Genomic DNA, 13,936 nt, shown 5'->3' on the forward strand with positions numbered 1-13,936 from the left:
GCAAAGCACGGAGATCGGTGAAAAGTGGCAAAAGGGTTGAAAATATAAGCTATGAATTATATTATATAACATAAGCTATAACTTTAACGGTCATCTCACCTTGTGCCAGGGTGTCATCGTCCACGGTTTCCCCTTGGTTCCTCAGCCCGTCCACGATGTTGCTGATCCTAGAAGTGTTCCAATAAATGCTCCCGCTGGTCAATATCTTAAAAATACTATTATAGTTCCTAATAATATTTTCTACTGCTGTATTAATTCTGGTCTTTTGGTTTTTACCTTTCCAGATTGGCTCATGATGAAAAACTCTATTTCTAACATTAAGAAAACCTTTTAACTCATTCTTTATAGCAGCTAATCTCAGGTAGATTCACATATTATTATATATTTTCCTTCTTCAAAATACTCTCTGCTCGAATCTGAGATTTTTTTCTGTTAATTTTTTCATTTATCCTTTTAATTACTGATGGAAATTCATTTTTCATGAACATATCGGGCAAACAAAAATCATTATAATTTTCTAATAATACGTTATAAAGCTCATCTAACACCTTGTCTAGCCTAATATTATATTCAACCTAAATAAGATTCCAAAATAGCGCTACATCTTATACTACTCATAATTCTATATATAACAATGGGTTGAAGAAGGCCATGTGTAGCAAAATTATGAAATGTTATTTAGAATCGTTTATAATGTGTATTCTCTACAATTTCTAAGAATTTAGAGAAATATTTCTTCGCTTCTCTAAAATCACATTTATCAAATTTCTCATATAAGAAAATCAATACAGGAACGCAAAGCATATTTATTCTCTCAACCTCTTGCATTACATCCATTTTCACCTTTGAATATATATTAAAAAATCTGGATTTCATACAAGCTATTGGATTAAGTATTCGAACATTATAATGAGGCGTATATTTCATACCTATTATAGGAATATAAAATATTTCAGTATTTAAAGCTAACTTATTTGTTTGAAAGTCATTAAGTTCAAAACCGGCAGGCCAATCGATAATATCAACAACATTTGGCATTTCAATGTGTTTTTCATTATAAATCTGCTTATTCACAAATAATCTATTTTTATATTCTTTTATCTTCCCTGTATCTTTATCTTTAAGTGCAAATATAGCTATTGATGGCGGTGGATTATTTTCATTATGTTGAATAGAAACATTTAGAGCTTTAGCTATAGCCTCTATATCTATTTTACGTGCAGAAAAATCCACATCATTTGAGGTTACGTATTCACTTAGGGGTTTGGCACTATAGTTATTATAATACCATGTAACCCAATAATGTACCGCTTGCCCACCAATCGTTATGACTGGCGCAGTAAAATTATCTGCATGTTCCATTAATTCTCGGTTAAGCAAGTACAACTGATCAAGAGGCTCTATATGAGACATAAATAAACTCACCTTAAAATTAAGATGGTTCATCTTGTCTTAAATTGAAATATTAAGCAAAACCAAATTGCTTTTTCATCTTGGTTGAGTGTTGTAACTGACCAAAATCAGATTTAGGTATGAATTGCACCGATTCACGTTCACCGGATTCAATCTGACGCAGGTAGTCACCGTAAATTTTATGTTGAACTTGCTTAATGTCACGTGCTGATTGAGATTTCATACAACACCACCTAAAAATGGAAAATGATTACTTAATTGCTCCCCCCACTCAGTCACAAGTGACTCTAGTGGGGGCTTCTTATGGCCCCTATTAGCAACCGCTAATAGCTTTCGTTGCAATACCTGCGCTGACAGATGTTACTGCAAGGGAACTCTTTACATAACCGCTATGCCCTAGCGTATCAGCTAATACAAAATCAGTGTATTCCTAATAAAATCACATTATCACGGTGTCTACAAGCCAAAATGACAGATCACTGACAGCCCTTTGGGCTGTTTCAGATTATTGACAAAGTGCTGGTTTTTTATCCGGCATTTTGTTTTAATTAAGTTCCGTTCACTCAACGGAGCTTGCCGCCATGTTAAGAACACCCCCTCTCCAGACTTTCCCGCCAGAAACGCTCTCGCTTGACGAGCTGGTGCCTAAAAATCATTTGGTCCGTCAAGTCGATGCCGCCATTGATTTCGAATTTATCCGCGAATTAGTCGCCCCGTTGTATTGCCACAATAATGGCCGTCCTGCTATCGACCCGGTCATGCTGATTAAAATGATGTTACTCGGCTACTTGTTTGGCGTCCCCAGTGAACGCCGTCTGGTTCAGGAAATTCAGGTTAATGTGGCTTACCGCTGGTTTCTGCGCCTCGGACTGACAGAGAAGGTCCCTGATGCCTCAACCCTGAGTCAGAACCGCCGCCGCCGTTTCAATCATACCGCGGTCTTCCAGCAGATTTTTGACCACATTGTTGAACAGGCGATGGCCAAAGGATTCGTGGGTGGACGCGTACTCTATACCGACAGCACCCACCTGAAAGCCAGTGCCAATCCGCATAAATCGGAGAATGTCATGCGGTCGGTTCCCCCCGGCGCCTATGTTGACGCACTGGATAAAGCCGTCACTCAAGACCGGGCGGCAGCTGGAAAAAAAGCCTGAAGCCAGCCCTAAAGGAACGGCAGAGAAAGACGAAGGTCAGTACCGTCGATCCGGAAAGCGGGTTTATGCACCGGACCAACAAACCCAGAGGGTTCTTTTACCTTGACCACCGTACCGTGGATGGGCAAGTCGGTATTATCACCGATACCTACGCCACACCGGGTAATGTCCACGACAGCCAGCCTTTTATCAAGCGTTTGACGCGTCAGTTAGAGCGTTTTGCCCTCAACCCCCTCGCGGTTGGGTTGGATGCGGGCTATTTTACGGCCCCGGTTTGTTACTTAACGGAACAGTTAGGTGTCATGCCGATAATCGGTTACCGCCGTCCGAATAAGGGGTCGAACGTCTTCCAGAAAAAACATTTTACCTATGACAAGCAGGAGGACTGCTATGTGTGCCCTCAGGGCGAAAAGTTGATTTATAAAACAACCAGCCGAGAGGGATACCGGCATTATCAGGCCGCGGCGAATATCTGCCAGTATTGCCCGAAACGCGCGTCCTGTACGCAGGCCAAAGGGGGCAAAAAGATAACCCGTCATGTCTGGGAGGACAGTAAAGAGCAGGCCAGGGAAAACCGGCTAACGGAGTGGGGTAAAAAAACCTACAAGCGGCGAAAGGAGACGATAGAGCGTAGTTTTGCAGATGCGAAGCAACATCACGGGCACCGCTATGCCCGTTTCCGTGGGTTGCAAAAAGTGCAAATACAGTGTCTTTTGGCAGCCACAGCCCAAAATATCAAGAAGATAGCCTTGCTGGTCGCAATGCTTTGTTGTTTTTATCTCTGGAGAGCGAGCATTTCATTGCAGGAGAAGCGAAAATAACGCCTTGTCGGGCGATTAAATTGGCTTAATGAGGAAAATGGATGGCATTATGATTCACAATGAAAGGAACAAATCCCGTTATTTTCAACGAGGTTTGTCAGCGGTCTGATATTGGCTCACAGAAAGGTGAGCCAATATTTATCGCGAATTAACTGCCTGCATTATTTCGCATCAATATTGAGAAAACGATGAATCGCTCTTAAAACGGCATTGGGTTTTTCTGCGTGAACCCAGTGACCGCAATCGGCGACAACCCAGGCTTTAGCTTGTGGAAATTGTCTGGCGATATCATCCCGGTACTCTTCCTGAATATAAGAAGAAAGACCGCCGCGAATAAACAGCGCGGGATGAGGCCATGCAGGTATTTCCTGCCAGCCGATAATCTTTTCATATTGATTGATTAATACCGGCAAATTGAATTTCCATTCTCCCTGACGGAATGATTTCAATAAAAACTGAATAACACCCTCTTCCTGAATATCTTCCCGCATAATTTCGGTGGCTTCCTGACGGGTATTAACGCCGGCTTTCGTCACTTTATTCAATGCGGTAAAAATCTGGTCATGACGGCGAACCTGATAGGCGATTGGCGCTATATCAATAAGAACCATTTTTTCTATCCGTTCTGGCGCCAAGGCGGTCATTGTCATTGCGATCTTGCCGCCCATTGAATGACCAATAATAATGGCGGACTGAATTTGCAGATGATCCAGCAGAGAAATAACATCCTGTGCCATATCGTGGTAATCCATGTTATCTGCCCGTGGAGATAAACCATGATTACGTACATCAACCTGAATAACGGGATAATATTGCTGTAAATCACGAGCCAGGACGCCAAGATTATTCAGATCGCCAAATAACCCGTGGATCAATACAACAGGGGTGGAAGAGACAGGATTTTCCGGTGTCTGTATATGATGATTTAACTGGCTGTTTAATTTCATGATGGGAATAGTTTTCCTTCGGATATTGGGATCATGCCGTGCATGTTATGGGATATTGTTGTTCAAATTGTAACAAAGCAACCAAGCTATGCAATTATAGTTAATAATTTCTTGTAATTGAATTGTTCTTAAAATGTTCAGCGCGTCAAAAACTTGTTAATTTTCATGCTAATACTTAATCGCTTAAAAAACAAAAACGCTTCAAATTACTGATATTTTTAAATAGCAGGTTTTAAATAACTTGTGAGATAATTATCGGTTCAGCCATCTTAATGTGGTTGTTTATTATGTGTTTATGTGATCTATATCTTAAAAAATTGTGTGTTAACTTTAAATTTTTGTGAAAAAATAATGAAAATTTACTTTATGTTTTATGTAAATAAAAGATACAGGGTAAATTCAACAACAATCACACCGTTCTAAGAAGAATAAATAGAATCTGATTTTATACTATGAATTAGGGAATAAGAAGTGAAAAGAAATTTACTAAAAAGTCTTTATTTTCAAGTTTTGCTTGCAATAACTATCGGCATATTGCTGGGGCATTTCTACCCTGAACTGGGCGCGGAAATGAAGCCATTGGGTGATGGATTTGTAAAATTAATCAAGATGGTTATTGCGCCAGTTATTTTCTGTACGGTTGTGACCGGTATCGCCGGTATGGAAAGTATGAAAGCTGTGGGTAAAACAGGCGCTATTGCTCTGGTCTATTTTGAAATAGTCAGCACAATTGCTTTAATTATTGGGTTAATCGTTGTCAATGTTGTCCAGCCTGGTGCAGGGATGAATATTGATCCCGCTACGTTAGATGTTAAAGCTGTCTCTATATATGCGGAGAAAGCGGCTGAACAGGGCATAATCGCATTTTTACTTGACGTTATTCCGGGCAGTGTCATCGGAGCATTCGCCAGTGGTAATATTTTGCAAGTTTTATTATTTGCGGTGTTATTTGGCTTTGCGCTTCATCATTTAGGAGAAAAAGGGAAGCCAATCTTTAATATTATTGATGGTTTCTCTCAAGTGATTTTCGGTATTATCAATATGATAATGCGATTAGCACCTTTGGGGGCTTTTGGTGCAATGGCCTTTACCATCGGCAAATATGGTATTGGTTCATTAATACAATTAGGGCAGTTAATAGTTTGCTTCTATATCACTTGTATTCTTTTTGTCATATTTGTTTTAGGGACAATAGCGAAAGTGACCGGATTTAGTATATTCCGGTTTATCAATTATATTAAAGAAGAATTATTAATCGTATTGGGAACATCATCTTCTGAATCTGCATTACCGCGTATGTTAGATAAAATGGAGAAGGTGGGATGTCAGAAATCAGTTGTTGGTTTGGTGATACCTACCGGATATTCATTTAATCTGGATGGTACTTCTATTTACCTGACAATGGCGGCGGTATTTATTGCGCAGGCAACCAATACACATATGGATATTGTGCATCAAATAACGCTACTAGTGGTGTTGCTTTTATCTTCTAAAGGGGCTGCTGGCGTAACTGGTAGCGGATTTATTGTATTAGCGGCAACAATTTCTGCTGTTGGGCATTTACCACTGGCGGGTCTGGCGTTAATTCTGGGAATAGATCGTTTCATGTCAGAAGCAAGAGCGTTAACCAACCTGATTGGCAATGGGGTTGCAACAATTGTAGTCGCAAAACGTTGTCGTCAGCTTGATGAAGCTAAATTAAATCAAGTGTTAAATGCTAAATAAGCGAATCTTTAGATTTATGCCTGTTTGATGATCACTCAATAAAATAATTCCGGCCATTGGGCCGGAATCTTTACACCGAGTCAAAATAGTCAAAAACAAATTTATTTCTCCTACTTTGCAAGACACTTAATCTGTTCTATTCTTTTTTTATATATTAATCAAAATTAAATTATAGGTTCTTGTTAAAGCAGGAGGAGAAACAATGTCACTTGGTGATGAGATTGTCACCCGAATTACCCGGGTCGGTGCGCAGCACACTGTACTCGTTTCTCCTCCACAAAGCGTTCCCGGACCAGCGGCTGCTCGCGTGGGCGACCCGATTAAACATGCCAGTTTCCTCGGTGCGCTGGCTGGGGCTATTCCGGTGTCCTGATAAGTGCTGCGGTATTTGCCGTGGCGGCTGCCGTAGTCGTGGGTACCGGCGGATTAGCCACTGTTGCAGTGATTGCACTGGGCACTGCCGGTACTCTGGCCCTGGGGAAGGTTATCAGTGCCGCCAGTTCGGCCGTCACGAACATGGTGGACAGCATCGGCCCGCCCAGTGGGGCGCTGGCGACCGGTTCCCCGAATGTGTTTATTGAAGGCAAACCGGCGGCCCGGGCCATAGTCGATACTGTCGCTTGCAATAAACACCCGGCACCGCCGCTGATTGCTCAGGGCAGTGAAACGGTATTTATCAATGACTCCCCAGCGGCTCGGGTTGATGACAAACTGGCCTGTGGCGCGACCATCAAAGCCGGGGCTAAAACCGTATTTATCGGCTCTGGTCGGGGCACCTACTTAGAAGTTGCCGAAGAGATCTCCGCCTGGGAACGGGCAATACTGATAGCTGTTGAGTTTCTGGTACCGCCATCTCGGGGCTCCATCAAGGGTATCGGTAAACTGTTTACCAAAGCTGGTCAGGGCGTGCTGAAAGGTGTCGTGGCCGGGGCTAAACATGCCTGGAAAATCATATCGGGCGGAACCTTTTCCTGCGCTAAGAAAGTTTTTAAAGAAACCCAGGGTGTGAAACGTTATTGGGAAAGCGCCAAGGCGCACCGCTGGCGTTTTGGCGCGCACAGCAAAACCCTGCCTGCCGGTCCCAAACGCAGTCAGTTTGAGGAAGATGCCGATACCGATATCGCGGTGCTGGAAACCCAGCTCTCACGCCTGCATATCAAGGAAGACGCGCCCGCGTCTCATCCTAAACGTCAGCCTTAACAGAGCAAGTTACCTATGTTAAAGGAATAAAAAAGAACTCTGATTTATTTATCAAAATGTTAGATGAACTGAATCATCAATATCCCCATGCGGAAACCCTCACATTAATCTTAGATAACTCCGGTATACATAAAAGTCAGAAGGTAAAGGACTGGCTGGCACGACATCCAAAATTTACTCTGTTGTTTTTACCCGTCTATTCACCGTGGTTAAATAAAATAGAACGGTTATGGCAATCGCTCCATGAGACAATAACACAAAATCATTGTTGTCAATTTTGGCATCGTTTTCATCACAGCAAAAACCAGGAAGGTAAAAAATGAGTGTAGCACTATTATGAAACCTTATTTATAAAGCTTGGTTCGAATTTAGATATGGTTAACTTTTCTTCTCTGTTGAATCAGAACGTAAATGATATACGAAGGTAAAAAATTATTGCTTCTCAATTTTATCGGTTGCGGTAGAAATAGCCATTACTTATTGGTTATCTCTATCATACCCACAATATCCATGTAACTGATTGATTTGTTTTAGATGAAAATCGCCTGCTTTGTCATATCGTTTTTCACGCTGAAACACTTTTAAGTTATTGAAATTTTACCTATTTTGTTTTCTCCTTTTATACTTTATAATCCGGCTAAACTTTTTATTTAGAACAGTACTGGATAGAAATGAAAACGATAGAAGTTGATGAAGACCTTTACCGCTATATTGCCAGCCACACACAACATATCGGTGAAAGTGCATCTGACATTTTACGGCGGATGCTGAAATTTAACGCCGAGCAGCCAGTACAAAATGTCCAGCCTCTTAGCGCTGTGGAGAAAACATCAGTATCCCGTCCGCGTGATTCTGTTCGTGTAATACGTGAATTGTTACTTTCAGATGACTATTCTGAGAAGAAAAAATCAGTTGATCGCTTTATGTCGATCTTATCCACGTTATACAGCTTGAACAGTGAAAGTTTTTCTCAGACAACCGATGCTATGCATGGTCGTACCCGTGTTTATTTTGCCGGTGATCAACAGACGCTGCTTGCCAGTGGCAAACAAACCAAACCTCGTCATATTCCGGGCACACCTTTTTGGGTCATTACTAACACCAATACTGACCGTAAGCGTAATATGGTTGAACAAATTATGCAGGATATGCAATTCTCAGCCAATCTTATTGAAAAGGTGTGTGGCACGATTTAACTGACTAAAGCTGTGCTGCAACAGTCAAGGCGGTGCAGCCATCCAGGAGAGATAAAGTGGCAAATCATCCGCGCGCAGGGCAACTTGCCCGCCAAAGTGATCTGATAAATGTAGCGCAACTGACTTCACAGTATTACACCTTACATCCTCAGCCGGAAAACCCGGTGCATAAGGTTAAATTCGGTACATCCGGCCATCGGGGCAGCTCTCAGCGCAGTAGCTTTAATGAAGCGCATATTCTGGCAATTGCTCAGGCAGTTGTGGAAGCCCGTAAGCAGCGGGGAATAAACGGACCTTGCTATGTGGGTAAAGATACCCATGCGTTGTCAGAAGCGGCTTTTATTTCTGTGCTGGAAGTGTTGACCGCCAATAATGTGCATGTGATTGTGCAGGAAAATAATGGATTTACGCCAACCCCGGCGATTTCTCATGCCATCCTCTGCTATAACCGTCAGGGTAAGGCGCTGGCGGATGGGATCGTGATTACGCCATCCCATAATCCACCGGAAGATGGCGGTATTAAATATAATCCACCTGATGGCGGTCCTGCCGATACGGATCTGACCGCGATTATTGAACGTCGTGCTAACGAGTTGCTCGAAGAAAGTCTGAAAAGTGTTAAGCGTCTGCCATTTGTTCAGGCATTAAGCAGTGAATATCTGCACCAGCAGGATTTAGTCGAGCCATATGTCGTTGCGCTGGGTGATGTGGTTGATATGGCCGCTATCCAGAAAGCCGGGCTGAAAATCGGTATCGATCCGTTGGGTGGTTCCGGCATTGCGTTCTGGCAGCGTATTGGTGAGCACTACAACCTGGATCTGACATTGGTGAATGATCAGGTGGATCAGACGTTCCGTTTTATGCATCTGGATCATGATGGTGTCATTCGCATGGATTGCTCATCCCCTTGGGCAATGGCAGGCTTGCTGGCAATGCGCGATAAGTTTGATCTGGCTTTCGCCAACGATCCTGATTATGACCGTCACGGTATTGTCACACCAGCCGGTTTGATGAATCCGAACCACTATCTGGCAACCGCGATAGATTACTTGTTCCGTCATCGTCCGCAATGGTCAGAAAGCGTTGCGGTAGGTAAAACCCTGGTTTCCAGTGCCATGATTGATCGGGTGGTTGCTGATCTTGGCCGTAAATTGGTGGAAGTGCCGGTCGGTTTTAAGTGGTTTGTTGACGGTTTGCATCAAGGTAAATTGGGCTTTGGCGGTGAGGAGAGCGCAGGGGCTTCTTTCCTGCGTTTCGATGGTACGCCGTGGTCCACGGATAAAGATGGGATTATCCTCTGTTTGCTGGCGGCAGAAATGACTGCCGTGACAGGAGAGAATCCACAGCAGCGTTACAATGAGTTAGCCGCCCGTTTTGGTACACCGAGCTACAGCCGTATTCAGGCGCCCGCAAGCCATCAACAGAAGGCGTTGTTAGCCAAGTTGTCACCAGAAATGGTGAAAGCAGATAAGCTGGCAGGTGATCCTATCACTGCCCGGTTGACGAAAGCTGCCGGTAACGGAGCATCAATCGGTGGCCTGAAAGTGATGACAGAAAATGGCTGGTTTGCCGCCCGTCCATCAGGAACGGAGGAAGCCTATAAGATTTACTGTGAAAGTTTCCTTGGTCCTGAACATCGGGAGAAGATTGAACGCGAAGCGCAGGATATTGTTAACCAGGTTTTTGCCGCCGTTTGATATTTGATTCGATTGAATAATCCGCAATAGCTGTCACAGGTTATTGCGGATTTTTGTTTTTCAGCCCAGAGCGACCATTAAGGCACCGGCGGTAATCAGCGCGATGTTCCCGCTACACCACTTAGCATGATAAAAAGCAACGCCTGGCGATTTGCTAGTATTTCACCGATCAGGTTTAATTTCCCCTGTACTACAACAATACCGACCAGGAATAACGCCATAATGACCGCACGTATTGCGGTTGCGGTGTTTAATATCAAATGAGCTGAGATGATAAGACAATTCTCTCTGCTTAAATATATCATTACTCTCATTAATGAAACTAAAGAATAAACTCATTACTAATCTCAGTTTTAGTGAGTGAATATTTTGGGGCTGTGGAATGGTTTCCAGTTTTATCTTAGATGGCCTTATATAAATCTATAAATAATAATTATCCCTACCAGAGTTTAGCTATTAAACTAAAATACAATTTTATTTATCTATTTCATTCTGAATATAATATTACAGCTTATTTTTTGGTTGGATTAAGCTGAGTTTTTCCATTAATTGATCAATATTTGAATAGATAAGATTGAACTAAAAGGTTTTTATCTAAGATTAAGGGCCCTTTTTATCTGTGTTTTCGCCTGTTAAAGTGCAAAGTACTTATGTCATTATGTTGCTCATTAACATCACAAGCATTTGCTCTGCGTTTAACGTGTAACAAAAGTGTCATATTTTGTTTGCAATTAACATCTGTTTTGATAATATATTAAAGACAAGTTATACATCGTTGAATTTGCTTTATCGTACAGATCATCCTAATGCTTGCTTCTACATTTGATTTTTGTAGAGGCAAGTGGGTTTTATGGACTTTCATAAATATTTTAAATGCTTGGTTTAAACGATACCAATAAAATAATATAAGAACATAACAATGAAAAATTTTTCTCTTAAGAGTTATACATCCATCCCGGCATGTATATGGGGTCTATTTCTGGGGACTTTTATAACAAGGTCAACATCAATGATGGTATGGCCTTTTATCTCCATCATATTATATACAAAGTTCCATTTTACTGCATCGATGATTGGGTTAGTTCTCTCTCTATCCATTGCGATTTCATCAATATTAAGTTTTTATGCAGGTTACTTCTCTGATAAAGTTGGCCGGGCCAAGATAATTATCATTGGCTGTCTTATATCTTCACTGGCATATTTAATATTATGGCTATCCGAGCATCAGTCTGGTTTTATTCTTGGCACGTTATTAGCGAATATCTCTTGGGCGCTGGTTAACAATCCAATAAAAGCAGTTATCGGCGATATTATCGAAGAAAAACAGGTAAGAGAGAATGCCATGTATTTAAGGTATTTATTTCTGAATGCGGGTGCGGTAGTCGGACCTTATTTAGGGGTAAAGTTAAGCCTGGATATTAATTCTATCTCTTTTCTGATTGTATCGGTATCCTATGTAACTTTTATGATCCCGGTTTATCTATTTGGGAAGAAAATAAAAATAAACTTAACTAATGATGATGATTTTAAAGGCACGATAAAGATTTTATTGAATGATCGGGTGTTTTTAATGTTGGTCATCAATAATATTCTCATGATGTTTATTTTTGGTCATTTTGATTCAACTCTGCCGCAGTTAATTACTTCATTAGGGTTTAGTGGATATGCTGAGTTTATTGCTTCGCTTATTATGCTGCATGCGGTAACCATTGTGATTATGCAGTTGCCGTTTTCCATGTTAACGCAGCAAATGTCATTGGAAACGAAGATAAAAATAGGCACTGTATTACTCATTTTATCTGAATTAATGTTCTTTATTTCATTCAAGTATTATGATGTCTATTTATTGTGGTATCTGGCTGCGTTTACCATGAGTATCAGTCAAACTATTTTATTTCCATGTGTGAATGTTTTTATTGATCGTTTGGCACCAAATGATTTACGTGGTGCATATTTTGGCGCAGCATCACTTTATAGTATCGGCTTTTCTATCTCTCCATTAGTGGGTGGTACTGTTATTCAATTCTTTGATGGTGGCGTGTTATTTCAATTATTAGCGATATTAAGTGTGTTGGTGTTGGTAATTTTTTGCCGTATGTTTAAACTAAGGGATAAACATGAAATTAATATTAGAAGAAGTCTCGAATCTTAGACCAACTGAATTACATTGTCCTGTTCGTGTTGAGCAGTTAATAGATAAAGTTAAACTTGAAGGTTTTTGGACTCAACCCATCTGGATTGATGAAGCAACGAATGTGGTGATTGATGGTCATCATAGACTTGAATTAGCCAAAACACTTAAGTTAAGTTGTATTCCTTGTCTGGCATTTGATTACCAGAAGGAGCTGTTGGTTTATTCACGTAATGAGAATAAAACAATTAGTCATAATGATGTTATTCAGGCGGGTCTGGATGGGCAACCACTGGGTTATAAACAGACTCGTCATGAGTTTGCCGGGAATGTTATTGAAACACAAATTTCGTTAAAAATGTTAGGGTTTATCAATGAATAAGCAGTTTTATGATGTTGTAATGTGTGGTGCAGGTCCTGCAAATATCTCTTTAATTCCAGATTTATTAAAAGATGAAGCCATAAGAAATTGTCTGATTTTAGAAAAAACCGAGATGGTCGGCTCTGGCGCATTAAAGAAATATAAAATTACTGCGAACTCTTTAGGTAGTGTATTTTTAGAGAAGTTTGACGGTTGTGATGATGAATTGAGTCAATATATAAGATCAACCTCAGAATGGGAATATTTTAGTGCCAATAGAGATAAACCGGTTGAATTGAGGTTTGTCGGTCAATATTTAGAGAGAATTGCACGTTTTATTCAGGAAAATAAATATGGTGATCAGTTTTGCGTATTGACCGGTACGGAAGTAAAAAAGATCAAGCAGAATGAAAATGGTGACTATGATATAACTTATCATAAAGATAATGAAGACTATATTGTATCAACACGAAAAGTCCTGTTTAATATAGGTGGAAACCCGAACGAATCCAGATTATTACATAATAGTAATAATATGACTTCAGGTGATTTCATTAAAGGTGTTTATGATGAGGTCATCAATAAAGGTGATATAAAAAGTATATCCATATTAGGTTCGTCACACAGTTCTGTTTCCTGTTTGATTCGGCTGATAGAACAATTAAAGTTTACCGGCAAGATAAATGTTCTGGTTAATAAAGATTTCAAGCTGTTTTTTGATTCACCTGCAAGTGCTGAATCTTACAGCTATGATTTCACCCAAGAAGATATCTGTCCTTTAAGTGGCCGGGTTAATCGATATTCAGGTCTGAGATATGACTCTTTTATATTTGCACAAGAACTTAAAGCAAGAAAACATAAAAATATCTCTATTTTAAATATCTCAGAAATATCTGGTGATGAGGTTATTCAACGTATTAATTGTGACGATTTATTAATTCACTGTACGGGGTACCACTCTAAACTTGTTGAAATCATTGATAAAAATAATATTCCTCTTGAATTTAAAAGTGATAAATATGGTTTGCTGACTAATACAAAATTAAATCCTATATCAACATCGGGTGAAACGCTCAATAATTTTCATACATTTGGCCTGGGGTCGGGTGTAAAGACCGGTGGTGAAATTGGTGGCGAAGCAAGTTTCCACGGACGAATTGACGGGGTTTGGGTATATCAGCATGTTATATATGACGCTGTATTTAATTGATAAATAAATATCAATCTTACATTATTAACAGGCTATATTTTAGGTTAATTCTTATTTAAGAATACCGATAGCTTTCTAACA

General features: G+C 40.5%; 10 protein-coding genes and 4 pseudogenes. 10 read left to right on the forward strand and 4 right to left on the reverse strand.

All coding sequences use genetic code 11. The annotated features are described in order from the left end of the window. Window positions 1–678 precede the first annotated feature (678 nt). Together VY86_RS11380 and VY86_RS24725 are read right to left on the reverse strand one after the other, a co-directional pair. Window positions 679–1,413, reverse strand: a complete 735-nt coding sequence (locus VY86_RS11380) for a hypothetical protein (RefSeq protein ID WP_052760822.1) — start codon at window positions 1,411–1,413, stop codon at window positions 679–681. A gap of 52 nt (window positions 1,414–1,465) precedes the next feature. Further along, a complete protein-coding gene (locus VY86_RS24725) occupies window positions 1,466–1,636 on the reverse strand; it encodes a hypothetical protein (protein WP_158019945.1) in 171 nt (56 codons plus the stop codon). A 358-nt stretch (window positions 1,637–1,994) separates the two neighbouring features. Here VY86_RS24725 and VY86_RS11385 point away from each other — a divergent pair. Further along, window positions 1,995–3,388, forward strand: a protein-coding gene (locus VY86_RS11385) for an IS1182 family transposase (protein WP_158019895.1) whose coding sequence is annotated in 2 segments (ribosomal slippage) — window positions 1,995–2,562 and window positions 2,562–3,388 — 1,395 coding nt in all. Because the reading frame shifts where the segments join, the coding sequence is not laid out codon by codon here. Between the two features lie 161 nt (window positions 3,389–3,549). Here VY86_RS11385 and ybfF read toward each other — a convergent pair. Beyond that, window positions 3,550–4,335: an esterase gene (gene ybfF / locus VY86_RS11390; protein WP_046975032.1), complete on the reverse strand. Its 786-nt coding sequence runs from the start codon at window positions 4,333–4,335 to the stop codon at window positions 3,550–3,552. 471 nt (window positions 4,336–4,806) lie between these two features. Between ybfF and VY86_RS11395 the strand changes: the two genes are divergently transcribed. The 6 genes and pseudogenes from VY86_RS11395 to pgm all read left to right on the forward strand — a co-directional run bounded on the left by VY86_RS11395 (window position 4,807) and on the right by pgm (window position 10,153). Then, on the forward strand, window positions 4,807–6,060 hold the full coding sequence (locus tag VY86_RS11395) for a dicarboxylate/amino acid:cation symporter (protein ID WP_021325086.1): 1,254 nt from the start codon (window positions 4,807–4,809) through the stop codon (window positions 6,058–6,060). A gap of 516 nt (window positions 6,061–6,576) precedes the next feature. After that, window positions 6,577–6,732, forward strand: a pseudogene (locus VY86_RS25855) (PAAR domain-containing protein); the annotation flags it as partial. A 354-nt stretch (window positions 6,733–7,086) separates the two neighbouring features. Then, window positions 7,087–7,257, forward strand: a pseudogene (locus VY86_RS25860) (IS66-like element ISPlu20 family transposase); the annotation flags it as partial. Further along, window positions 7,251–7,576, forward strand: a pseudogene (locus VY86_RS22565) (IS630 family transposase); the annotation flags it as partial. The pseudogenes VY86_RS25860 and VY86_RS22565, both read left to right, overlap by 7 nt. 355 nt (window positions 7,577–7,931) lie before the next feature. After that, complete coding sequence (gene seqA, locus VY86_RS11410; RefSeq protein WP_046975034.1) at window positions 7,932–8,456, forward strand: replication initiation negative regulator SeqA; 525 nt, start codon at window positions 7,932–7,934, stop codon at window positions 8,454–8,456. A gap of 56 nt (window positions 8,457–8,512) precedes the next feature. Next, a complete protein-coding gene (pgm, locus tag VY86_RS11415) occupies window positions 8,513–10,153 on the forward strand; it encodes a phosphoglucomutase (alpha-D-glucose-1,6-bisphosphate-dependent) (RefSeq protein ID WP_046975035.1) in 1,641 nt (546 codons plus the stop codon). 107 nt (window positions 10,154–10,260) lie between these two features. Here the strand turns inward: pgm and VY86_RS11420 are convergent. After that, window positions 10,261–10,416: pseudogene (locus VY86_RS11420) on the reverse strand (EamA family transporter); the annotation flags it as partial. A 746-nt stretch (window positions 10,417–11,162) separates the two neighbouring features. Here VY86_RS11420 and VY86_RS11425 point away from each other — a divergent pair. From VY86_RS11425 to VY86_RS11435, 3 genes are read left to right on the forward strand one after another with little or no spacing between them, the layout of a single operon-like run. Continuing rightward, window positions 11,163–12,305: an MFS transporter gene (locus VY86_RS11425; RefSeq protein ID WP_228940217.1), complete on the forward strand. Its 1,143-nt coding sequence runs from the start codon at window positions 11,163–11,165 to the stop codon at window positions 12,303–12,305. Further along, a complete protein-coding gene (locus tag VY86_RS11430; RefSeq protein ID WP_046975037.1) occupies window positions 12,271–12,666 on the forward strand; it encodes a ParB N-terminal domain-containing protein in 396 nt (131 codons plus the stop codon). Before VY86_RS11425 ends, VY86_RS11430 begins: the two co-directional genes overlap by 35 nt. Next, window positions 12,659–13,855 carry a SidA/IucD/PvdA family monooxygenase gene (locus VY86_RS11435; RefSeq protein WP_046975038.1) on the forward strand — a complete coding sequence of 399 codons (1,197 nt, stop codon included), beginning with the start codon at window positions 12,659–12,661 and terminating at the stop codon, window positions 13,853–13,855. The genes VY86_RS11430 and VY86_RS11435 overlap by 8 nt, the downstream gene beginning before the upstream one ends. The last annotated feature ends 81 nt before the right edge of the window (window positions 13,856–13,936 follow it).

It is taken from the genome of Photorhabdus thracensis (assembly GCF_001010285.1).
In the GTDB taxonomy this organism is placed as follows: domain Bacteria; phylum Pseudomonadota; class Gammaproteobacteria; order Enterobacterales; family Enterobacteriaceae; genus Photorhabdus; species Photorhabdus temperata.